General features: G+C 64.4%; 11 protein-coding genes and 1 riboswitch. Of the genes, 8 read left to right on the plus strand and 3 right to left on the minus strand.

Annotation, left to right across the window (positions count from 1 at the left end; genetic code table 11):
- Positions 1 to 87 precede the first annotated feature (87 nt).
- A complete protein-coding gene (locus M2333_RS02860) occupies positions 88 to 510 on the minus strand; it encodes a MarR family winged helix-turn-helix transcriptional regulator (protein WP_264610789.1) in 423 nt (140 codons plus the stop codon).
- Positions 511 to 865: 355 nt separating this feature from the next.
- On the opposite strand from M2333_RS02860, the gene M2333_RS02865 reads away from it, so the two are divergent.
- The 5 genes from M2333_RS02865 (at position 866) to M2333_RS02885 (ending at position 18,853) form a co-directional block, all read left to right on the plus strand.
- On the plus strand, positions 866 to 3,685 hold the full coding sequence (locus tag M2333_RS02865) for a TonB-dependent receptor plug domain-containing protein (protein WP_264610790.1): 2,820 nt from the start codon (positions 866 to 868) through the stop codon (positions 3,683 to 3,685).
- A complete protein-coding gene (locus M2333_RS02870) occupies positions 3,682 to 5,070 on the plus strand; it encodes an MFS transporter (protein ID WP_264610791.1) in 1,389 nt (462 codons plus the stop codon). Before M2333_RS02865 ends, M2333_RS02870 begins: the two co-directional genes overlap by 4 nt.
- A 261-nt stretch (positions 5,071 to 5,331) precedes the next feature.
- Complete coding sequence (locus M2333_RS02875; RefSeq protein ID WP_264612553.1) at positions 5,332 to 6,474, plus strand: pyridoxal phosphate-dependent aminotransferase; 1,143 nt, start codon at positions 5,332 to 5,334, stop codon at positions 6,472 to 6,474.
- Between the two features lie 299 nt (positions 6,475 to 6,773).
- A riboswitch (cyclic di-GMP riboswitch) is annotated at positions 6,774 to 6,848 on the plus strand.
- 200 nt (positions 6,849 to 7,048) lie between these two features.
- Complete coding sequence (locus tag M2333_RS02880; protein ID WP_264610792.1) at positions 7,049 to 13,096, plus strand: autotransporter domain-containing protein; 6,048 nt, start codon at positions 7,049 to 7,051, stop codon at positions 13,094 to 13,096.
- Positions 13,097 to 13,354: 258 nt separating this feature from the next.
- Positions 13,355 to 18,853, plus strand: coding sequence for an autotransporter domain-containing protein (locus M2333_RS02885; RefSeq protein WP_264610793.1), 5,499 nt, complete (start codon positions 13,355 to 13,357; stop codon positions 18,851 to 18,853).
- A 106-nt stretch (positions 18,854 to 18,959) separates the two neighbouring features.
- On the opposite strand, the gene M2333_RS02890 is transcribed toward M2333_RS02885, so the two are convergent.
- Positions 18,960 to 19,145: a hypothetical protein gene (locus M2333_RS02890; RefSeq protein ID WP_181560134.1), complete on the minus strand. Its 186-nt coding sequence runs from the start codon at positions 19,143 to 19,145 to the stop codon at positions 18,960 to 18,962.
- 105 nt (positions 19,146 to 19,250) lie between these two features.
- A complete protein-coding gene (locus M2333_RS02895; protein ID WP_264610794.1) occupies positions 19,251 to 20,153 on the minus strand; it encodes a LysR family transcriptional regulator in 903 nt (300 codons plus the stop codon).
- Positions 20,154 to 20,295: 142 nt separating this feature from the next.
- On the opposite strand from M2333_RS02895, the gene M2333_RS02900 reads away from it, so the two are divergent.
- The 3 genes from M2333_RS02900 (at position 20,296) to M2333_RS02910 (ending at position 24,109) form a co-directional block, all read left to right on the plus strand.
- A complete protein-coding gene (locus tag M2333_RS02900) occupies positions 20,296 to 20,997 on the plus strand; it encodes a nuclear transport factor 2 family protein (RefSeq protein WP_264570800.1) in 702 nt (233 codons plus the stop codon).
- Between the two features lie 65 nt (positions 20,998 to 21,062).
- The gene (locus M2333_RS02905; protein WP_264610795.1) at positions 21,063 to 23,159 is read left to right on the plus strand and encodes a PQQ-dependent dehydrogenase, methanol/ethanol family; all 2,097 of its coding nucleotides are present in this window, start codon (positions 21,063 to 21,065) and stop codon (positions 23,157 to 23,159) included.
- Positions 23,160 to 23,209: 50 nt separating this feature from the next.
- A complete protein-coding gene (locus M2333_RS02910) occupies positions 23,210 to 24,109 on the plus strand; it encodes a formylglycine-generating enzyme family protein (protein WP_264612554.1) in 900 nt (299 codons plus the stop codon).
- Positions 24,110 to 24,125 lie beyond the last annotated feature (16 nt).

Raw genomic sequence — 24,125 nt, forward strand, 5'->3', positions numbered from 1 at the left:
CGCATCGCGGTTGCGGTTCAGGGGAGAGGTTGGGACGTTCGCCAGAGGCGCTATGCCGGGACCGTCTTCGACGGAGCGATGAGAGCTTTATCCCTCGCCTCGCCCATAATTCTCGATCGCCTGGCTAACCCGCTGGAGGACGGAGAGACAGGTCTCCAGCTCAGAGCGGGAGACGTCGCTGAGCAGTGCGTCCCTTATGTCACTGACCTCCTGCGAGATCGCCTCGATGATCGGATGCGCCGCTGGCGTAAGGTGCAGGTTCTTGACCCGGCGATCCGTGCTGCTCTCGCGCCGCTCAAGCAGCCCCTGACGGACGAGCTCGTCCACGATGGCCACCAAAGTGGCGCTGGTGACGGACATATGTTCCGCCAGTTCGGTCTGGGTAATCCCCGGCTGCAGTCGCGCCCAGGCGAGCACGCGCCAGCGGGGCTGTGTCTGGCCCGCGAAGCGTAGATGTTCATCCAGCAGATTGCGCCACGCGCGGCCGGTGCCGACCAGCCACCACGACATCTGCACCCGCAAATCAGCATCCGAACCGGGTTCCTGAACGCGGGCCGGCGGCGGTCCTGGCACAAACCGCGCCTTCGCATCCTTTGCAGAAAAGGGCGTGATTTTCGTCGAATCCTTTGCGTCTTTCGACCTTCCCATCATCACCCTCCTGCCTTGTTGGTCTTGATGCTTCAACACCCATTGCCTTCACTTTAAAAGATAGGATATGAATTACTAGTCGCCCTAAACATTAGGGCGGTAAATTCATGTCCATACGTGCTCTACGCCATGCCACATGGGCGCCGTCGAGCGAACGAAATGGGCAGAGACTGGGGAGAGGATTGCAATGCTGGCGCTTCGTCAACGAGTTCGGGTTTTGAGAAATTCTGCGGCCATTCTGGCGATGGCTGCGATCGGCGTGGCCTCTGCTGCGCACGCGCAGGATCAAGGCGGTCCAGCACCGCAGGCCGAGGATCAGGCCGCATCCGGTTCGCAGGAGATCGTCGTGACCGGCTCGCGCATCACGCGCGGCGGCTTCACCGCGCCGACCCCCGTCACCGCGATCGGTCGCGACCGACTGGAGACAACTGCCGCGACGAATATTGGCGACGTGCTGAGCCAGCTGCCGAGCTTCCGGGCGACGTCCAGTCCTTCCGCGACGCAGACGACTCCGGGCAACGCCGTCGGCTCGCGCGTGCTGGAACTGCGCAGCCTTGGCACCGAGCGCACCCTGGTGCTGGTCAATGGCCGTCGGTTCGTGCCGACGACAGCGCGCGGGACGGTCGACACCAATTATATCCCCGGCATCCTCATCGATCGCGTTGACGTCGTGACCGGCGGTGCATCGGCGGCCTATGGTTCGGACGCGGTTGCGGGCGTCGTGAACTTCATCCTCAACAACAAGCTCGATGGCCTTCGCGCCGAGGCCCAGTCGGGCATCTCGCAGCGCGGCGACGACCGCACGATCTTCCTCTCGGCGGCCGGCGGCACATCCTTCGCCGGTGGCCGGGGCCACGTCGTGTTCGGCGGGGAGTATGAAGACAATGATGGCCTGGCGGACTGCTATCAGGCCCGCTCGCTGTGCGCGCAGGAGTGGACGCTTGTCGGCCGCCCGGCTGGCGCGGCCGGTGCGGGCGCCCCGGCGCTGAGCATTCTCAACAATGTCCACACCGCCACCATAGCCCCGGGCGGCCTTATCCTCAGCAATGGCCCCCTCAAGGGCCTGCAGTTCCTGCCGGATGGGACGACAGCGCCCTATGAGGTCGGCAGGCTCGCGGGTTCGCTGTTTCAGCAGGGCGGCAGTGGGAAGGGCCAGAACGCCTTCCTCGCCGGCTTGCTTCTCAAGGTGCCGGTCGAGCGCTTCAGCACCTATGGCCATGCCGAATATGAATTCAGCGACGCGCTCAAAGCCACGCTGGAAGCATCCTATGGCGAAGTCCGCGCGTTCTCGGTGAGCGCGCAGCTGCGCGACAGCACAGGTTCGCTGATCGGTCCGGTCCGCCGCGACAATCCGTATCTCCCGCGGTCGGTCACGGACGTCATGGATGCCAACGGCATCACCCAGTTCAACATGGGCCGCGCCGGGCTCGACCTCGGCAATGCCCGCGGCGCGACCAAGAGCACTGCCTTCCGCATCATCGGTGGCCTCTCCGGCGCCATCACCGATAGCTGGACGTGGAACGCCTACTATCAATATGGCCGCAGCACCTATCATCAGGAAGCGACCAACAACCTCATCCGCTCGCGCCTGCTGCTCGCGGCCGATGTCACCACCGGCCCCGGCGGCACGCCAATCTGCCGCTCGACGCTCAACAACCCGACCAATGGCTGCCAGCCGCTCAACCTGATCGGCGCCGGCCGCTTCAGTCAGGAGGCGCTGGCCTATGTCACCGGCACATCGATGCTCGACCTGAAGATCACCCAACAGGTTGCTGCGCTCGACGTGCAGGGCGATCTCGTCGACTTGTGGGCCGGCCCGCTGTCGCTCGCGGCCGGCGCGGAATATCGCCGCGACGAGGTGAAGGGCTCGACGGACCCGCTCTCGCCGACCGGCGCCTTCTACGTCTCCAACTTCGCTGCTTCCAACGGCAAGGTCGAGGTCAAGGAAGCATTCGTTGAGGCGGTGCTGCCATTGCTCAAGGATAGTGCGCTGGGCAAGAGCCTGGAGCTGAACGGCGCGGCGCGCCGCACCGACTACAGCACGAGCGGCGCGGTCACTACCTGGAAGCTCGGAGGCGTCTATGAGCCGGTCGATTTCCTGCGCCTGCGTGGCACGCTCTCTCGCGATATCCGGGCGCCCAATGTGAACGAGCTGTTCGGCTCGGTCACGCGCAGCTTCTCGTCCTTCACCGATCCGGTGACGAGCAAGCAGGGCCTGATCGAAATCGTCTCGGGTTCCAACAACACGCTGCGCCCGGAGAAGGCCGATACCTTCACGGCCGGGGTGGTGCTGAGCAACCTGTCGTTTCTGCGCGGCTTCAACCTCTCGGTCGATTATTACAATATCCGCGTAAACGACGCGATCGCGCAGATCGGCTCATCGACCATCGCGACGCGCTGTCTGGTGAACAACGCGACCGAGTTCTGCCCACTGATCACGCGGAACGGGGCAGGCGAAGTGACGCTGATCAACGACCGTCTGCAGAATGTGAATGGCTTCAAGACCCGGGGCCTGGACATCGAGGCGAGCTATCGCACCCGCATCGGTGCCGCCGCATCGCTCGACCTGCGGCTGCTGGCGACCAAGACGTTCGATCTTATGATCATCGACAGCGCCGGTTCGGTAGACCGCGCCGGCCAGACCGGCTTCCGCGCCAGCAACACCCCCGGCGTGCCGGACTATGTGCTGGACGGTATGGCGACCCTCAAGGCCGGGCCATTCAGCGTGAGTGCGCATGGCCGCTACATTCCCGAGGGCAAGTTCCTCGTCGAGTTCGTCGGTCCCGAGGACGCAGGCTACAGTGTCGGTCTCGCGAACAGCATCAGCACCAATCGCGTGGCCGCCCGCTTCTATGCGGACCTCACGCTGGGCTGGAATGTGAAGGCCGGCCGCAGCGATTTCGAATATTTCATCGCGATCCGTAACCTGTTCGACAAGGACCCGCCGATTGCGCCTAGCGCGGTGGGCATCACCAATCAGGTGCTGTTCGATCAGGTCGGACGCGCGTTCCGCGTCGGGGTGCGTCTCAAGCGATGAGCGAGCCGGTCGGCACGCAAGCCACGGGTGAGACGCAGCCGGCATCGGCCGGCGCGTCTGGAGCCGGCGACGATTGGCCGTCGCCGGCGCGCGCCTGGTACACGATCTGGCTGATCGCCTTCGTGACCATGCTCTCCAATGTCGACCGGAACATCATCAATCTGCTGGTCCAGCCGATCAAGCGCGACCTGGCGCTGAGCGACACCCAGATCAGCCTCATCATCGGCTTCGCCTTTTCGTCGGCCTATATGGTCGTCGGCTTGCCGATGGCTCGCGTCGCGGATCAGCGCAGCCGCAAGATGATCCTGACGGCCGGCCTGACGGTGTGGAGCCTGGCCACTGCGCTCTGTGGCATGGCCCGGAGCTTCGGCGGGCTGTTTTTCGCACGCGGCGTCGTCGGGGGCGCGGAGTCCGTCGCCGGCCCCTCGTCCATGTCGATGATCTCGGACATGGTGCCGCGGTCGAAGCTGCCGCGTGCCTTCGCGGTCTATCAGCTCGGCATCAGCGCCGGTCAGGCCACGGCGTTGTTGGCCGGTGGCCTGCTGGTGGCGTTCTTTGCCGGAATGGGGCCGGTCCATATCCCGGTTCTGGGCGAGATGCGCGAGTGGCAGCTCGTCTTCCTCGTCTGCGCCCTGCCGGGGCTGGCAACCGCCTTGCTCTTTCTCTTCACCGTGCGGGAGCCGGTGCGCCGCAATCGCCGCGGCAAGGGCAGCGTACCACTGCGCGAGGTCGGGGCGTATCTCCTGTCAAACCGCATATTGTTCCTGCCCCTGTTCCTCAGCATCGGCATCGGCGCGATCGAGACGACGGGCCTCATGACCTGGCGCGCGGCCTTCTATGAGCGCACCTATGGCTGGGGACCGGCGCAGATCGGGCCGCTGCTGGCGCTGTCGCTCCTCATCTCTACGCCGATTGCGTTGACGCTGGGCACCTGGTTTGCGGAATATATGGGCAAGCGCGGCAATCCCGATGCGATGGCGCGGGTCTGCTTCTATTCGCAAGCACTGTCCGCTCCCTTCGCGATCGCCACCTCGCTCATGCCCAGCCCCTGGCTCGCCTTCTTCTGCGGCATGATCTCCTCGATCATCGGCCTCGCCAGCGCGCCTGCGCAGAATGCGGCGATCCAGATGGTGACGCCCAGCGAGATGCGCGCCCAGATCAGCGCTGTGTATCTCTTCACCATCAGTGTCATCGGCAATGGTCTCGGGCCCCTGCTCATTGCGCTGGTGACCGATTTCCTGCTGAAGGACGAGAGCATGCTGCGCTATTCGATGGCGTTCTTCGCCGCCGTAATGGCCCCCGGCGGCGCGGCGCTCATGTATCTGGCGATCAAACCTTATGCTCAGGCTGTAAGGAGGTCTGGTTTCGGGGAGGCTTCCCGCTGAAGGGGGTCGGAGGCCCTGCTTCCGTGATGCAGGTTTCTGCGAGCTGCCATTTGACAGACTGCCTGAAAATGCGCGTCACGCGCAGGCCGAAAATACGACCTGCCGTTTTCTTTCTGCCGAAAACATTCTTCGAAGCGCCCGACGACGCTGGCGCAATTTTTTGATTTCACGGCAGATGCGCCGCGAGGATGAACGACGGCCGGGGTGGGGTTGCATCGTTGGCATCTGCGCGCCCGCCCGCTATCGGCGCTGTACCGAGTGATGGGTGATCTGATGGAAGTCGAGCCGTTTCAGGCCATAGAATTGAGCAAGTTGGCCTATCGCCTGGGCGGGGAGGGGCGATCGGTTCTCCATATGGAGTTTGGCCAGCCCTCCACGGGGGCACCGCAGGCCGCGTTGGATGCTGCGCGCGACGCGCTTGGCATCGATCCGATGGGTTATTGGGAGAGTCATGCGCTGCAGGCGCGTCTCGTCCAACTCTATCGGGAGCGGTACGGCATAGCGGCGGAGCCGGATCAGTTCCTGCTCACCTGCGGCGCCTCGCCGGCATTGGTCCTTGCGCTGAGCACCCGGTTTAAGGCGGGTGATCGGATCGCCATGGCCCGGCCGGGCTATGTCGCCTATCGCAACACCGTGCGCGCGCTCACCATGACGCCGGTCGAGATCGAATGCGGCGAAGAGACGCGCTTCCAGTTGACGGCGCGCGCGCTCGCCGCGCTCGATCCGCCCCCGCAGGGCGTGATCGTCGCCAGCCCGGCCAACCCCACCGGAACGATTATTGCGCCGGCTGAACTGGAGGCGATTGCGCGGCTCTGCGCGGAGCGCGGCATCGCGATCATCTCGGACGAAATCTACCATGGCCTGAGCTATGGCGCGCCTTGCCGCTCGATGGGGGAATTCGCAGCCGACGCGATGATCGTCAGCAGCTTCTCCAAATATTACTGCATGCCCGGCTGGCGGCTCGGCTGGCTCTATGTGCCGCGCGCCATGGTCGAGCGAGCACGCGCCTATATGGGCAGCCTGTTCCTAACCGCGCCGTCGATCAGTCAGCATGCCGCTTTGGCGGCGCTGGACTGCACGTCAGAGCTGGAAGCGCATCGCGCCACTTATGCCCGCAACCGGGACATTCTCATGGAAGCCTTGCCAGCCCTTGGCCTGCGACGCATCGCGCCGCCGGATGGTGCCTTCTACATCTATGCGGATGTCAGCGACTTTACCGACGATAGCCCGGCGTTCTGCAAGAAGCTGCTCGTTGAGACTGGGCTCGCCACGGGGCCGGGGGTCGACCACGATCCGGTCAATGGACATCGGTTCATCCGGCTGAGCTTTGCGATCACGGAAGCCGAAGTGCGGGAGGCCGTGCGGCGCCTTTCGGCGTGGTTGCCCGACCAGCGACGGCTGTAACGATCGCGTCGCGGGCGGGTGGTCCCCAACCATATTTTAGAGGAGCGGATTGCAGTGCAATCGACGTCTTGCTTGCGCATCCGTTAACCATGGTTATCGGCTTAACACGGCCGGTTATGACCCCGCTCCAGACCGAGGGCGACGATTTTCACACGACAAATCAGCTGCATGGCTCCGATCTGCATGCGCATCATCTCGACGAGGGCGGGCTTTTTTGTTGCGCTGCCGCTCAGCTAACGTTAATATTCCTCCTGAAGATGACGGCTCCGCCCATGGGCGTTCCCAAGGGTGTTCGTTGCCTTCGACAAGGGCAAACTGTCGGTAACGGCGGGACGCAAAGCCTCCGGCCCCAATGGGGTAGCGGGGCCACCGGGGGATGAAACAGAGCATTTTCGGATATCGTGTGTAACCTGCTGTGAGAAGGTCATGGGGTTCGTTTGAACCTCAGGCTGCGCTCCCTGTCGTCGCGCTTCGATCCCTGTCTCAAATCCCGTTGAACCGCACCTGCATGGCGGTTTGCCCTTCACATCATCTGGGCGGTGGGCCCACACGAGGGGATTTCGGAATGCAGGGCATGGCAATCAAAACGCGGGGCGCCGTTCGGCAGGCTCTCAAGGCCGGTCTGTTCAGCAGCGTCGGCATTGCGGGGATGTTGGCAGGCGCATCGGCCGCCCACGCCGAGCCGGGCATTTGCCAAGCTGAGGGTGATGTGACCCTGTTTTTCTGCGAACCCTCGTCGGTTAAGGCTCGTATTGAAGGAGGCGATACCAGCCTCACTGTGAACGGCGCACAGGACGAGTGGAGTATCACGGGCGATGGCGTCAGCTATTATACGTGGGACAATACAGCCTCTGGCGACATTACGTCGACGCTGCTCATCACCAATTCCACGATCAGCACCACTGATAATGGCGGCGTAAACGTCAGTTCCAATATCCAGGGTCGGAACGACATCTCGGTCACCTTGGGCCCGGACGTCACGGTCAACAGCGTGGGTGGCAGCGGTGGCATTTGGGTTCGCAACCAGATCGCGGGCGACATCGCGATCGAGAATGGCGCCGCGCTGACGGTCTCAGGCGTGGAAACCAATGGCATCTCTGCCACCACCAACGCAGGATCGGTGAACATCACCAATAGCGGGGCCATCACGGTCCAGCAAACCAACGGGGCCGCAGACTTCACCCAGCGGGGAATTTACGCCGACGGCGGTTTCAACGATGCCGAGCCGGTCGAAGTGACCGTGACGAACACTGGCCAGGTGGAGGCTCAGGCGGCGGGTATCCGCGTCGTCAATTACAACGGTTTGGCGAAAATCACGAACAACGCCTACGTGTCTTCGGTGAACAATCAGGCGCTGGTCGGCTGGACGCCGAACGGCGAAGTGGTGATCGACAATCAGGAGCAGGGTGAGGCTATCTCGGCCAACGGCCCGGCGATTCAGGGCGCCTCGCAGATCGGCAATATCACCATCACCAACGCAGGCATTGCGGAGGGCACCACCGGCATTCTCGCCGTCGCCGGCTTCGACGAGGATGCGCCCGGCTCTGGTAAAATCACCATCACCAACAGCGGCATTGTCACCGGCAGAACCGGAAGCGCAGTTCAGGCGCGCACGCCGCTTGGCGATGTGGTTATCAGCAACACCGGCACGCTGCAATCGCTGAGCGGGATCGCGGCTGTCGATGCAGACACGCTCAGCGGCATGGTCCAGATCACCAATTCCGGGTCGATCCTGGGTGAAACCGGTATCGTCACCAACAGCGCGGCGACCATGATCACCAACTCGGGCACCATCGAGGCCTCGCCTTCCTTCGGCCACGCCATTCTGATGGGCGCCGGCGACGTGACGCTGGAGTTGCATGCCGGCTCCAACATCATCGGCCTCGTCGCGGATGCGGATATCGCGAGCGGTACCAATACCCTGGCGCTGGGCGGCGTGATCGACGCATCGTTCGATGCCGGATTGGTCGGCACGCAATATTATGATTTCGATGAGTTCGTGAAGGTAGGGACCGGCACCTGGACGCTCACGGGGACAGGGACGACCGGCTGGACGGTCCGCGAAGGGACGCTGAACGCTGCCAGCAGCGACGCATTCGGTGTGGGTCAGGCCTATGTCGTCGAAGGGGGCGTGCTGGGCGTGGGTGGCTCCACCTATCAGGCGACCCTGGGCTCGCTCACTGTCGGAGAAGCTGGCCTTGTCTCCACCGACGGCGGCGTGCTCGTGCTCGACCAGAGCGGTGATACCGTTTTCGCCGGCACGTTGGTCGGCCAGGGCAGGTTCGTCAAGGCGGGCGAAGGTGCGCTCGCTTTCACCGGCAATGGCGCTCTCTTCGACGGTGCGCTGGATGTCACCGGCGGCGCCTTTGACCTCACGGGCGGCTTCAGCGCCAGCACGGTGACCGTGGGCGGCGCGGAGCTGGCTTCGCTCAATATCAAGGCGGGGGGGCAGCTCAACTCTGTCTCGGCGGCCATTGGCATGAATGGCACCGCGGGGAGCGTTACCGTTGACGGCGGCGCGAGTTGGATCAACTCAAGCCTCATCGAGATCAGTCGCAATCCCAATTCCTCCGGGTCGCTGACCATCCCAAATGGCGGCTCGGTCGAAACTGTGAATGGCAGCATTTACATGGGCGCGGGCGGCTCGGTCAGCATCAGTGGTCAGGGTTCGGCGCTCCGTGTCGGTACGCTGCATTCCGAACTGCCGGCCGACTGGGTTTCGGCCGATGGCTGGTTTAGTGCGGATGAGGGCAGCATCTCGGTGACCGACGGTGGTTTGCTGGAGGCTGACGGCAGCTATATCGGCGGAAACGGGTCCGGCACGGCGACGATGATCGTCGACGGTGCCGACACGGTGTGGCGCAACGGCCTCAGCCTGTACATCGGCGGCACCGGCAACGACACCGTTGGCCAGGGCAATGTGACGGTGTCCGGCGGCGCAGAAGTCACGTCCTACACCAGCGCGCTTGGCGTCGACACCGGCTCGAGCGGAACGCTGACGCTGACCGGCGAAGGCACGACCTACAGTGTTCTCGGCCGTAACGGCTACGCCGGCAACATGCGGGTCGGCTACAGCGGCACGGGCACCGCCACGGTTTCCAACGGCGCCCTGCTGTCGGCAGCCGCCCTGATCGATGTGGCGAGCCAGGAGGGCAGCAGCGGTACGCTGACCATCGAGGCGGGCGGCCGGGTCACCGGCGAATCCCTGCGAATCGGTGGGGCTCAGTCCGCTGTCGGCAGCGTCAGCGTCGATGGGGCAGGCTCCACGCTCGAGATCGGCAGCGGTCGTATCGGTGTCGGCATCTCTGGCGAAGGCATGCTGACGGTCAGCAATGGCGCCTCGGCGAGTTCGCAGGGCGCCATCCTTGGCTGGGAGGCTACCGGCAAAGGCACGGCAACGGTGAATGGCGCGGGCAGCATCTGGACCAATGACGGTATTCTCTACGTCGGCAATGTCGGCGAAGGAACGCTCAACGTCGCGCAGGGCGGCCGGGTCACCAGCACGGATGGCTATGTGGGCACCGTCAGCGGCTCGACAGGCGCTGTGAACATCAGCGGTGCCAACTCGGTCTGGGACATGAGCGGGCTGTTCATTGCCGGCACCGAGGCGGGCGCACAGTCGACGATCTCGATCTCCAATGGCGGCACATTGCGCGCGGTGCAGGGCACGCTCGGCAATCTCACGGGATCGCAGGCGAGCATGATCGTGACCGGCGCTGGCTCGACCTGGAGCGCCTATAATGATGGCCTGACGAACTGGGCGGGTTACATCAATGTCGGCCTGTTTGGCAGCGGCACGCTGGAGGTCTCGGACGGCGGCAAGGTAGAGGCGGTGCGCGTCTACATCGGCAATGATGTCGCCTCGAGCGGCAGCGTGACGGTAAGCGGCGCAGCTTCGGCGATCCGGACAGAGGAAGGCCTCTATATCGGTGCCGAGGGGGCCGGCGTCCTGACCCTGGCCGATGGCGCAGAACTCAGCGCCCAGGTGATCAAGATCGGCAATCGCGCCGGCTCCACCGGCACGCTGAGCATCGGCGCGGCGGCAGGCAGTGCGGCCCAGGCGGCTGGTGTGATCAACGCCGTGCAGGGCATTCAGTTCGGTGCCGGGGCCGGCAAGCTGGTCCTGAACCACAGCGGGACCGATTATGCACTTGCCGCCAGCCTGTCGGGTAATGGCGTGGTCGATGTTCTTGCGGGCACGACGGTGCTGACCGGCGATGGCAGCGCCTATACCGGCGCGTTGAACGTGAACAGCGGCAAGCTGGTACTGGCCAACGTGATGAATGCCAGCTCGACCGCGATCGCGGCGGATGGCACGCTGCAGATCGGTAACGGCGGAACGGCCGGCACGCTGGCTGGCGACGTCCACGCCAACGGCACGCTGGTGTTCAACCGCAGCGATGTCTCCAGTTATGGCGGTAGCATCACTGGGCACGGCACGATCGTGAACGCCGGATCGGGCCGGTTGGTGCTGGCCGGCGATAGCAGCACGTTCGCTGGTCAGACCAAGGTTGATGCCGGGACGCTGCTGCTCACGGGCAAGCTCAATGGTGCCGTGACCGTCAACGCCAATGGCACATTGCAGGTTGGCGATGGCGTCCACAATGGCGAGCTGACCGCCAGCACGACCAACGACGGCACGCTGATCTTCAATCAGGTTGCAGACTATGATTACACGGGCGCTCTTTCGGGCAACGGCAGCCTGATCAAGCAGGGTGAGGGCACGCTGCTGCTCTCGGGCGACTATGGTTATACCGGGTCGACGGTGGTGCAGGCGGGCCGGGTGCGGCTGTTGGCGCAGCTCGACAGCGCGACCGATCTGGTCGTGGATGATGGCGAGTTTGACCTCAGTGGCACCGACCAGACCGTTGCGGGCCTGAGTGGCGCGGGCGGGACCGTGAGCCTGGGCACGAGCACGCTGACCGTCAACCAGAGCAGCAACACGCTGTTCGGCGGCAGCTTCAGCGGCAGCGGGACGATTGCGCTGAACGGTCCGTCCAGCGCGCCCGTCAGCATCAACCTGACCGGCGAGAGCTTTGGCTCGTTCACCGGTGTGCTCAACCTCGAGGGCATCGTGACGCGGGTGAACGGCTCGATGGGCGGCACGATCACGGTCGGCAGCGATGCGGCCCTGGGCGGTCGCGGGCAGGTGAACAATATCGTGGTCGGCAATGGCGGCACGCTGCTGCCGGGCAACTCGATCGGCACGCTCACCGCAGCGGGCAATGTCGTGTTCCAGGCAGGCTCGACCTATGAGGTGGAGGTCAATGCCGATGGCGAGAGCGACAAGCTGATCGTCGGCGGGACGGCGACCATTCAGGGCGGCACGGTCTCGGTGCTGGCAGCTGCAGGCAATTATCGCTTCAGCAATGAGTACACGATCATCACGGCCGCGGGCGGGGTGACCGGGCAGTTTGCGGCCACCGATGTCGATCTGCCGTTCCTGACGCCGGAGCTGAGCTATGACGCCAATAATGTCAGGCTGGTGCTGACGCGCAACAATCGCAGCTTCGAGAGCGTGGCGGTGACACCCAACCAGTTGGCCGTGGCCCTCGCGCTGGATGCGAGTGACGACAATGCCAGCCTGTCCCGCGCGGTGGCGGGGCAGCTCGAGGAAGCCGGCGCCGTCCGCGCGTTCGATGCGCTGTCGGGCGAGTTGTGGGCGACCACGGGTACGCTGATGGTGGACGGCACCCGCCGGCTTGGCGACATGGTGATCGGCCGCATGGAGCAGGCCGATGTCGTCAGCCGCACGCTGGCCGGCGCCGGCTCGTCGGCCCGCACGCTGCGCGATGGCAGCACGGCGGTCTGGGGCCAGGGCATCGGTGCGTGGAGCACGCTCAAGAGCAATGGCAATGCGATCAAGGCGACGCAGAGCACCTTCGGCTTCATCACCGGTGTCGATACGGGCCTTGGTGGCTGGCGTCTGGGCGTGGCCTTTGCGCATGAGCAGAACAAGGTGCGGGTCGACGGGCGCAGCAGCGAGGCGACCGTCAACGGCAACAGCGCGCTGGTCTATGCCGGCGGTGGCTGGGGCGCCCTGCGCGCCCGGATCGGCGCTTCCTATAGCTGGCTCGGCGTGAACGGGACACGCAAGGTGGCGTTCCTGGGCGTCAATGATGCGCTGGCTGGCGATTATGATGCCAGGAGCGCCTCTGCCTTCGGTGAGGTGAGCTATGCTCTCCCGCTGGGCGCGGTGACCGCCGAGCCCTTTGCCGGCGTGACCTATGTCCATCTCAAGAGCGATGCCTTCACCGAGACGGGCAGCGCCCTGACCGCGCTGGGCGTCACCGACAGCACCCGCGATGTGACCTACACCACCCTGGGTCTGCGTCTGGGCGGGGCGGTACCGGTCAGCGCCACCACGGTGCTCAGCCCGCGCGTCTCGGCGGCGTGGCTGCGCAGCTTTGGCGATGTCGATGCGCCCAGCCGCAACATCCTCTCGACCGGTGAGGCCTTCTCGGTCGCGGGCCTGCCCACGACGCGCGATACCCTGCGCCTTGAGGGCGGCGTGCAGGCCAACATCATGCCCGGCGGCTCCATCGGCGCCACCTACGTGGGCAACATCGGCGACCAGTGGAAGGACCACGGCGTCAAGATCGGCTTTAGCTACAGCTTCTGAGGCCATTCCGACCGTTAAAACGAAGGGCGCGAGCAGTTGCGTCCTTTGAATCGAGATGAATTGAGAGGTGCGGCCTAAGTTGCACCTCTCCTTTTCCGAAATGACGTGTCGTCGTAATTCAATATTTCAGCCAAATATATCGAAATAAATAAATTATTTTAACTAATTATTTATAATCAATGCCCATCCGTTGGTATGATTATCTCGTTGAGATATATTGAATATTTATAGTTGTTAATTTGAACGTGGGGTTATTGCATGTTTCATCCCGTCGGGAATCGCCGGACGTCCTTCAAATCCATTCTGCGCTGCTCGGTGGCGACGACGTTCTTGGTCGCGGTGGGCAGCCTGCCTGCACATGCGTCGGACGGCGCGGGTGGTATGGCGGGGGATAGTACTTTCACGAGCGCAGGCGGGAGCGCAAGCACTACGTCAACGGGAAACAGCGGGACGGACGGGGTCGGTTCTGAATCGAGCTATCTCTCCGGCGGTGCCGGTGGCGGTAGCGGCCTGACGGGCGGCGATGGCGGGGCTGGCTCGGGCGACAGTGCAGGCGTTGGCGGTGCGGGTGGAACTCTCGCCGGTGAGGCGGGCACGGATGGCTCCAACGGTGGCGACAACAGTTCGGGTGGCGGCGGCGGTGGCGGCGCGCATGGCTATGTCGGGCTTATTACCGATCTGCCCAGCTCGGGTACGCTCACGGGCGGCAACGGGGGTAATGGCGGCCTCGCAGGTTTTGCCGGATATGGCGGCGGCGGTGGCGGCGGCGGCTTCGGCGCGGTCGTCACCGGTCTTAACGACTCTTACGACGCCATCACCGTCAGTGCCACCGGCGGCGCGGGCGGCGCCTATGGCTGGGCTGGCGTCGGCGGCAATGGTGGCAGCGGTCTGGTTATCGATCAGCCGGCCGGCAATACGGCCATCAGCATTACGGACAGCATATTGACCGGCGGCGCGGGCGGCGGGAGCCGCGAAGGCCAGTCCTTTGGCGGCAATGGCGGGTCTGCCCTTGTGCTCACCGGCGGCACCGGCAGCAGCACTGTTTCGATCTCCGGCGGTAGCATCATGGGCGGTGATGCCCAAGGCGGCAACTTCGGCGGGGCCGGGGGCTTTGGCATCCTGATCGAGAACATGAGCGGCCTCACCACCCTCACGATCGACACAGCGGTGACAGGCGGCGCCGGCGGGGCCGGGATGTTCACCAACGGTGCGGGCGGCGCAGGCATTCAAGGCGAGAACCTTGCTCTTTCCATCGGGACTGGCGGTTCCGTATCCGGCGGCCTTGGTGGCAATGGCGAGCGGGCCGCGGCCCTGAATTTCACGGGCGGTACCAACAGGCTGACACTCGCCAGCGGCGCCACGCTGAACGGTGGTATCGTCGTTGCGACCAGTGCCACGAAACTCGAATTCGCCCAGTCTGAGAATTACACGCTCTCCAGTGCGATTTCAGGCTTGGGCTCTGTGATCAAGACCGGCAGCGGAGCGTTGACCCTCACGGGCGACAATAGCGCTTTTGCTGGCAACATGATGCTCACCGGCGGCGAGACGGTCATCGATGGCAGTACGACGAGCGGGAACATCGTCTTCCTGGGCGGGCTCGACGGGGCGTCGCTGACCGTGGTGAATGGCGGCACCTTCAACGCCCCCAACATCATCGTCAGCAACAGCACCAATTCGGCAATGCCGGGCATGGAAGATGAGAGCGGTTCGCTGCTCGTCACGGGAACGGGATCCACGGTCACGACCGAATTCCTGACGGTCGGCTATTATGGCGACGGCAGCGTGGCGATCGAGAATGGCGGTACCGTCGTGGTTAACACCTCCACGTCCGTCGGTGCGGTCGAGGGCAGTGTGGGCTCCATCACCGTTTCGGGTGAAAATAGCCATCTGCAGAGCGGCTCCCTGCAGTTTGGCGGGAGCGGCCAGGGCACGCTCATCCTGTCCAGCGGCGCGACGATGCAATCCACCAGCGGGAGTTTCGGCGTAAATGCCGGATCGCTCGGCACCGGCACCCTCAGCGGCGTGGGAACGCGCTGGGAAATCGGGGCAAGCGGCTTGGGGATCGGCACCAGCGGCGAAGGCATCCTCACCGTGACAGATGGCGCGACGATTGCCGCCTCCGGCAGCGATGCGGATGTGAGACTTGGCGCAAGCGCCAACGGCAACGGTCAGATGACAGTCTCAGGCAGCGGGTCCAGCGTAACGACCGACCGGAACATGACTATCGGCAGCTATGGATCAGGCACGGCCACCGTGACGGCCGAGGCGCTGCTGGGCGGCGATAAGCTGATTGTCGGCTTCGTGGATGGCAGCCAGGGCACTTTGAACATCAGCGGTGAAGGCACGCTCGCGCGAGGCACGTCTTACGTCATGGTCGGCACATATGCCGGGAGCAGCGGCGTCGTCACCGTCGCCGATGGCGCGACCCTCAAGTCTGACGGCAATCGCGGCATCACGCTGGCTTATGAGGCCGGTTCGACGGGCACGCTGAACATTGGCGCGGCGGCAGGCAATGCGGCCCAGGCGGCCGGCGTGATCGATGCCGTCAATGGCATTCAGTTCGGTGCCGGGGCCGGCAAGCTGGTCCTCAACCACAGCGAGACCGATTACACGCTGGCCGCCGGCCTGTCAGGCACCGGCGTGGTCGATGTGCTGGCCGGGACCACGATCCTGACCGGGGACAGCAGAAACTACAGCGGCGCGCTGAACGTGAGCGCCGGCAAGCTGGTGCTGGCCAACATGACGAGTGCCGCGAGCACGATCATCGAGCAGGACGGCACGCTGCAGATCGGCAATGGCGGCACCAGTGGCTCCTTCGACGGCGACCTTGTGAATAACGGTCTGCTGGTGTTCGATCGCTCCGATGCGCTTCATCACAACCGGGTCATTTCCGGCACGGGCGATCTGACCGTGGCGGGCGGGGCGATCACCTTGAGCGGGATGAATACCTTCACTGGCGCCACGACGATTGATGCCGGTGCGACACTGGCCCTCTCCAATCAGGGCCGGGTGAACCAATCGAGTTCCGTAACGGTCAATGGTACCTTCGACCTGACCAGTGCAGCCAGCGCACAGATCAACGATCTTGGCGGCAGCGGAACGGTGATTGTCGGTGATGCGGGGTTGATGCTGGCCAATGCCTCGCAGGTCTTTTCCGGACGGATCACCGGAACGGGCGGTTTGAACGTGTCTGCCGGCACGCTCACCCTGACCAACGCCAGCGATTTCGAAGGCGGTCTGGGGATCAGCAACGGCGCCACGGTCAACCTCGGCAATGGTGGCACGACCGGCTCGATCACTGCCAATGTCACCAATTACGGCACGCTGCTGTTCGATCGTGCGGACGATGTGAGCTATCTCGGCCAGATTTCCGGTCAGGGCACGGTGATCAAGACCGGCGATAATAGAGTGACCTTCGGCGGCTCGATGAGCGGCGTCCAGCTTGACGTGCAGCAGGGTACGGCCCTGTTTGTTGGGACGATCAGCAACAATGTCAATGTCGCCGAACAGGGCGAGCTGGTGTTCGCCAACCCCGCGACCACCAGCTACAAGGGCAGGCTGAGCGGCACGGGCACCGTGCTGAAAACGGGCACGGGCACAATCACCTTCTCGGGCGACAGCAGTGGTTTTGCAGGCGATGCGACCATCGATGGCGGCACGGTGCTGCTGACGGGCAAGCTGGGCGGCACTTTGCTGATCGACACCGCAGGTACGCTGCAAGTGGGCAATGGCTTGAAGAATGGCGATCTGCTGGCCGATGCCACCAACAATGGCACGCTGATCTTCAACCAGATTGGCGACTATGACTATACCGGCGCGCTGTCCGGCAATGGTGGCCTGATCAAGCAGGGTGAGGGGACGCTGCTGCTCTCGGGCGACTATGGCTATACCGGATCGACGGTGGTGCAGGCGGGCCGGGTGCGGCTGCTGGCGCAGCTCGACAGCGCGACCGATCTGGTCGTGGACGATGGCGAGTTTGACCTGAGTGGCACCGACCAGACCGTTGCGGGCCTGAGCGGCGCTGGCGGGACGGTGAGCCTGGGCACGAGCACGCTGACCGTCAACCAGAGCAGCAACACGCTGTTCGGCGGCAGCTTCAGTGGCAGCGGAACGATTGCTCTCAATGGTCCGTCCAGCGCGCCCGTCAGCATCAACCTGACCGGGGAGAGCTTTGGCTCGTTCACCGGTGCGCTCAACCTTGAGGGCATCGTGACGCGGGTGAACGGCTCGATGGGCGGCACGATCACGGTCGGCAGCGATGCGGCCCTGGGCGGTCGCGGGCAGGTGAACAATATCGTGGTCGGCAATGGCGGCACGCTGCTGCCGGGCAACTCGATCGGCACGCTTACCGCAGCGGGCAATGTCGTGTTCCAGGCGGGCTCGACCTATGAGGTGGAGGTCAATGCCGAGGGCGAGAGCGACAAGCTGATCGTCGGCGGTACGGCGACCATTCAGGGCGGCACGGTTTCGGTGCTGGCGGCTGCAGGCAATTATCGCTTCAGCAATGAGTACACGATCATCACGGCCGCAGGCGGGGTGACCGGGCAGTTTTCTGCCACCGATGTTGACCTGCCGTTCCTGACGCCGGAGCTGAGCTATGACGCCAATAATGTCAGGCTCGTGCTGACGCGCAACAATCGCAGCTTCGAGAGCGTGGCGGTGACGCCCAACCAATTGGCCGTGGCGCTGGCGCTGGATGCGAGCGATGACAATGCCAGCCTGTCCCGCGCGGTGGCGGGGCAGCTCGAGGAAGCCGGCGCCGTCCGCGCGTTCGATGCGCTGTCGGGCGAGTTGTGGGCGACCACGGGTACGCTGATGGTGGACGGCACCCGCCGGCTTGGCGACATGGTGATCGGCCGCATGGAGCAGGCCGATGTCGTCAGCCGCACGCTGGCCGGCGCCGGCTCGTCGGCCCGCACGCTGCGCGATGGCAGCACGGCGGTCTGGGGCCAGGGCATCGGTGCGTGGAGCACGCTCAAGAGCAATGGCAATGCGATCAAGGCGACGCAGAGCACCTTCGGCTTCATCACCGGTGTCGATACGGGCCTTGGTGGCTGGCGTCTGGGCGTGGCCTTTGCGCATGAGCAGAACAAGGTGCGGGTCGACGGGCGCAGCAGCGAGGCGACCGTCAACGGCAACAGCGCGCTGGTCTATGCCGGCGGTGGCTGGGGCGCCCTGCGCGCCCGGATCGGCGCTTCCTATAGCTGGCTCGGCGTGAACGGGACACGCAAGGTGGCGTTCCTGGGCGTCAATGATGCGCTGGCTGGCGATTATGATGCCAGGAGCGCCTCTGCCTTCGGTGAGGTGAGCTATGCTCTCCCGCTGGGCGCGGTGACCGCCGAGCCCTTTGCCGGCGTGACCTATGTCCATCTCAAGAGCGATGCCTTCACCGAGACGGGCAGCGCCCTGACCGCGCTGGGCGTCACCGACAGCACCCGCGATGTGACCTACACCACCCTGGGTCTGCGTCTGGGCGGGGCGGTACCGGTCAGCGCCACCACGGTGCTCAGCCCGCGCGTCTCGGCGGCGTGGCTGCGCAGCTTTGGCGATGTCGATGCGCCCAGCCGCAACATCCTCTCGACCGGTGAGGCCTTCTCGGTCGCGGGCCTGCCCACGACGCGCGATACCCTGCGCCTTGAGGGCGGCGTGCAGGCCAACATCATGCCCGGCGGCTCCATCGGCGCCACCTACGTGGGCAACATCGGCGACCAGTGGAAGGACCACGGCGTCAAGATCGGCTTTAGCTACAGCTTCTGATCTCAGACGCGTCTAAGCTGAAAACGAAAGGGGCGCGGAATGACCGCGCCCCTTTTTTCGTGCCTCTCATTCGAAGGTGGTAGCCAGCTCGCGCCCGCGACCCCGTTCAGAATGCCATATTGGGCTGTTCGTCCTGACCCACGCCGCGCGGCGCGCGTGTGTCTGCCTGTTCAGGGGAAAGCTCGGCGAGGGTGCTTTTGGCGCGCGCGATATAGGGATCGAGCTTGCCTTCATCGTAGAGCTTCTTGCCGAAATAACCAATCGCCGCGCCGGCGAGCAAAGTTTTCATCATGTGCGGTCTCCTTGATCGCTAGCACAATGAGCAAGAGCGCGGAGCGTTCCGTGCCGCGCCATTGAGATGCGCCGGAGTGAAGAGGGCAGGCGTCTGCCGGTACCCTCAGTTGGCGGCGCGTCCGGCCTGCAGCGTGCGCCGGAGATGATCGATGGCCAGACGCCCGCGGGCATCGTCGAACCCCTTGCGCGAGAGCATCAGGCGGTAGCCCGGCTCGAAATCGACCGGGACGCGATGGAGTTGTCCGCGCGTGGTGGCAGGTGCGGCTTCCTCATCGAACAGCATGGCAAGGCCCGTCCCATTGAGCGCCAGCCCCATCGCGACATCGGTGAATTGCGGTCGCGCGACGACATTGGACGGGTAGATGCACGCATCGGCCAGCGCGTTGATCAGCCAGTCATTATGCGGTGTGTTGTCCGGCATCATGATCATCGGGGCGGCGCTGATCCTGGCAGGATCGCTCCCCACCGCCTCGACCAGCGCGGACGTGCCAAAGAGGCTGCTGGTCACGCGCCGGAGTGTCTCGATGGTGAGATCCGGGGCGACCGGTGGCCGGCCGGTGAAGAAGGCGACGTCCACCTTGCCGCTGCGGAGCATGGAGAGCATTTCTTCGCCCGGCGCGGAGAGGATCAGCTCCACATTCGGCACCTGGCCGCGCGCATAATAATCCGGCAGGCACGGCCTGATCCATTGATCGATAAGATAAGGGCCGGCGGCGACCCGCAGCACATAGCTCTGCGCACTGCCGGCCGTGGCGCCCAACTGAACCTTGTTCGCCTCACGCAGCAGCAACCGCGCCTGATCCAGCAAATCGCGGCCCAGAGGGGAGAGGCGCGCTGTCGATCCGCGCTGACGATCGAACAAGCGAGCGCCGGCTTTCTGCTCCAGCGCCTTGATATGATTGCTGATCGAGGGCTGGCTGATCCCCAGCCGATCGGCCGTGATACGGAAATTCTCGTCCTTCGCCGCTTCGACGAAAATCTCCAATTGCCGGATCGTGAATGCCATAAGCGATAGCCCCTCCCTTATAACTGATAGCGGACCGGGCCGTTGCTTTGCAATCGGGAGCAACCGATGCCTTGGGAATGAGGCGTCTCGGCGATGATCCGGGCGGCCCGCACAGAGCAAAAGAGCAATCAGGAGCAGGATTATGAGCGAGATCGAAGCGCTGCGCAGCGATGTGAAGGCCCTGACCGAGCGGATCGGGATGCTGGAGGATCTCAATGCGATCCGCCGGCTCCATAATGCCTATGGCTATTATACCGATTATAACCGTTCGGACGAGCTGGCCGAGCTGTTCTCCGACGATGCCGAGATCATCTTTCTCTCCGGCATCTATCGCGGCAAGGTGGGTGCGCGGCGGCTCTATGGCGACTGGTTTCGCCAGTTCTTCACGCAAGGGCGCCCCGGCCCGGTCTATGGCTTCCTGCTCGATCATTTCCAGATGCAGGACATCATCACCGTCGCGCCGGATCGCCGCACCGCCAAGGGCCGGTTTCGCGCGCTGCTCCTCGGCGGCAATCATGAGAGCCGCGACTATCGCCCGGAAGGCCTGCCCGACCAGTTCTACGAAGCCGGCATGTACGAGAATGATTATGTGCGCGAGGACGGCGTCTGGAAGATCAAGCGGCTCGATTATGTCGTGCAATGGCAGGCGGATTATGATGCCGGCTGGTACAAGACCATTGCGCATCTCCAGCCGCTGACGAAGACCTTCCCGGACGACCCGCTCGGCCCGGATGAACTGGTCGACAATCAGCGGCAGACATGGCCTTATCGGCAGGAACTGGCGATGCACTTCGCGCATCCCGTGCTCGGCCGGGCGCTGGCGGATGCGGAACGGACCGCATAGCGGCCGACGGGTGGCAGTGGGTCGAGGGAGAGGGAATTTTAATCGTGGGTTTGATGTTCAGGCGCATGATGGCGCTGACCGCGCTGCTGCTTGTCCTCCCTTCGGCCTGCCGTGATGCCGCAGACGGTGGTCAGGCCGCCACCGATGTCGAGTGGCCGCTGCATGGTCGCACCGAGACGGCGCAGCGCTTTGCCGAGCTGGACCAGATTGATCGCGAGACCGTGTCACGGCTGGGCCTGGCCTGGTCCTTCGATCTGGAGACGGATCGCGGGCAGGAAGCGACCCCGATCATGGTCGATGGCGTGCTTTATGTGGTCAGCGCCTATGATGTCGTCTCCGCCATCGATGCCCGCACCGGCAAGGGCCTGTGGACCTATGATCCACAAGTCCGGGCGGCGTCTGCGCGCTCGTGCTGCGGGCCAGTCTCGCGCGGTGTCGCGGTGGCGCAGGGCCGGGTTTATGTCGGCGCGCTCGATGGGCGGCTGATCGCGCTGGATGCCAAAAGCGGCAAGCCGGTCTGGGAAACGCAGACGATCGACCAGTCCGGCCCCTTCGCCGTGAATTACACGATCACCGGGGCGCCGCGCGTCATCAAGGGCAATGTCGTCATCGGCAATGGCGGCGCCGAGTTCGGCGTGCGCGGCTATGTGAGTGCCTTTGATGCCGCGACCGGCAAGCTGGCCTGGCGCTTCTACACCGTCCCCGGCAAACCCGGTACGAAGGACAATGCCGCGTCCGACGCGGTGCTGGCCAAGGCGCAGGGAAGCTGGGCAGGGCAATGGTGGCGCTATGGCGGTGGCGGCACGGTGTGGGATGCGATCGAATATGATCCCGCGCTGGACCTCATCTACATCGGCACGGGCAATGGCTCGCCGTGGAATCATCAGATGCGCTCGGACGGGAAGGGGGATAATCTGTTCTTGTCTTCCATCGTCGCGCTGCGCGCCTCGACCGGCGACTATGTCTGGCATTTCCAGCAGGTTCCGGGCGATGCCTGGGATTATACCGCAACCCAGAATATCGTGCTGGCGGACATGGAGATCGACGGCAGGCCGCGCAAGGTGCTGATGCAGGCGCCCAAGAACGGCTTCTTCTATATCCTCGACCGCGCGACCGGCGAGTTCCTGAATGCCACCGCTTATGTGCCGCAGAATTGGGCGAAGAGCATCGATCCCAAGACTGGCCGTCCGGACATCGTGCCGGAAGCACGCTATTACCGCACCGGCAAGCCGCATTTCCAGTTCCCCAGCTCGGGCGGCGGACATAACTGGCCGCCCATGGCCTTCAGCCCGCGCACGGGGCTGGTCTACATTCCGGCGCAGGATGTGGGCATGCCGTTCGGCCCCAATCCGCAGGAGGCGCAGGTGATCGGCGCCTACACGTCCGGCGTGGCGATGAGCGGCGGCGGCGCCATGAGCGCGGCGGACCGCAAGGCGCTGTACGACAGCATGAAGGCGCGGCTGATCGCCTGGGACCCGATTGCCCGCAAACCGCGCTGGACAAGCGAGGAAGCGGCACCCTTCAACGGTGGCCTGCTGGCGACGGCGGGCGGCCTTGTTTTTGCCGGCAATGCGCAGGGGCGGCTGGTCGCCTATGATGACGAGAGCGGCAAGCAGCTCTGGTCGTTCGATGCGCAGACCGGCATCGTCGCGCCGCCGATCAGCTATCGGCTGGACGGGGTGCAATATATCGCAGTCATGGCTGGCTGGGGCGGCGGATGGCCACTGACGGGCGGGGTGATGGCGCTCAAGGCCGGCAAGACCATCGGCCCAAACCGGCTGCTGGTGTTCAAATTGGATGGGGCGGCGAAGCTGCTGGCCTTCACGCCGGCCGAGCCGCTGCCGTTCCCCGATGTGGTGGACAAGGGAACACCGGCGCAAATCGCACAGGGCGACGGACTGTTCGGTCGCTTCTGCCTGCGCTGTCATGGGAGCGGGGCGGTGAGCGCCGGCGCCTATCCGGACTTGCGCCGGACGGGATTGCTCGGCACGAAGGGTTTTTCGCAGGTCGTTCTGGGCGGCGCGCTGGCGGAGATGGGCATGCCCAGCTTCGCAGGCCATCTGACGCCGGCACAGGTCGACGCCATTGATGCTTATCTCGTCCGCCGCAGTCTCGAGGACCGGCGGATCGAGACTCAGGAAGGACGCAAGCAGAAGCGATGACCGATCAGGCGCAGGGTGGCATGATGAGTGCGCCAGAGATTAAAGACGGCATGATCCGTGTGGCGGGCGGGCAGTTCTGGATGGGGTCGGACGACCATTATCCCGATGAGGGCCCCGCGCATCCGGTCTCGGTCGATGCTTTCTGGATCGATGAAACGCCGGTCACCAATGCGCAGTTCGCGCGGTTTGTGGAAGCGACGGGCCATGTGACTGTGGCCGAAACGGTGCCCGACGCTGCCGACTATCCCGGTGCCGATCCGGCGATGCTGAAGGCCGGCTCGTCCCTGTTTACGCCGCCGCCGGCCCCCGTGCCGCTGCACGATCCAATGGGGTGGTGGACATTCTCGTTCGGGACAAACTGGCGTCATCCCTGGGGGCCGGAGAGTTCCATCGACGGGCTCGCGGATCATCCCGTTGTCCACATCGCCTGTGCCGATGCGGAGGCCTATGCAGCCTGGGCAGGCAAGCGGCTGCCGACGGAAGCGGAATGGGAATTCGCCGCGCGGGGCGGGCTGGATCGCAAGGCCTTCGCCTGGGGCGACGAACTGCACCCCGGCGGTGCCATGCTGGCCAACACCTGGCAGGGCGATTTCCCGCATCAGAATGATCTTTCGGACGGCTATCTGCGCACCTCGCCGGTGCGCAGCTATGCAGCCAATGGCTATGGCCTCTGGGACATGATTGGCAATGTGTGGGAGTGGACAAGCGACTGGTATGTCGATCGGCATGACGCGCCGACCAAGCCCTGTTGCGCGCCGCATAATCCGCGGGGCGCCAGCGAGGATGCCAGCCGTGATCCCTATAGCGGCTTTCCCCGCCGCGTGCTCAAGGGCGGATCGCATCTGTGCGCGCCCAATTACTGCCAGCGCTATCGCCCCGCCGCGCGCTATCCGCAGACGGTGGATACCTCCACATCGCATATCGGGTTTCGCTGCGCCCGCGACGCGTAAGGATCGCCCGCTAGAG

The sequence above is a fragment of the Sphingobium sp. B11D3B genome, from assembly GCF_025961735.1.
GTDB lineage: Bacteria > Pseudomonadota > Alphaproteobacteria > Sphingomonadales > Sphingomonadaceae > Sphingobium.

Bases quoted from the DNA above. Each gene is read 5' to 3' on its own strand.
- M2333_RS02860 (WP_264610789.1), bottom strand. From the start codon at position 510: ATGTCGTGGTGGCTGGTCGGCACCGGCCGCGCGTGGCGCAATCTGCTG.
- M2333_RS02870 (WP_264610791.1), top strand. From the start codon at position 3,682: ATGAGCGAGCCGGTCGGCACGCAAGCCACGGGTGAGACGCAGCCGGCA.
- M2333_RS02875 (WP_264612553.1), top strand. From the start codon at position 5,332: ATGGGTGATCTGATGGAAGTCGAGCCGTTTCAGGCCATAGAATTGAGC.
- M2333_RS02880 (WP_264610792.1), top strand. From the start codon at position 7,049: ATGGCAATCAAAACGCGGGGCGCCGTTCGGCAGGCTCTCAAGGCCGGT.
- M2333_RS02885 (WP_264610793.1), top strand. From the start codon at position 13,355: ATGTTTCATCCCGTCGGGAATCGCCGGACGTCCTTCAAATCCATTCTG.
- M2333_RS02890 (WP_181560134.1), bottom strand. From the start codon at position 19,145: ATGATGAAAACTTTGCTCGCCGGCGCGGCGATTGGTTATTTCGGCAAG.
- M2333_RS02895 (WP_264610794.1), bottom strand. From the start codon at position 20,153: ATGGCATTCACGATCCGGCAATTGGAGATTTTCGTCGAAGCGGCGAAG.
- M2333_RS02900 (WP_264570800.1), top strand. From the start codon at position 20,296: ATGAGCGAGATCGAAGCGCTGCGCAGCGATGTGAAGGCCCTGACCGAG.
- M2333_RS02905 (WP_264610795.1), top strand. From the start codon at position 21,063: ATGATGGCGCTGACCGCGCTGCTGCTTGTCCTCCCTTCGGCCTGCCGT.
- M2333_RS02910 (WP_264612554.1), top strand. From the start codon at position 23,210: ATGATCCGTGTGGCGGGCGGGCAGTTCTGGATGGGGTCGGACGACCAT.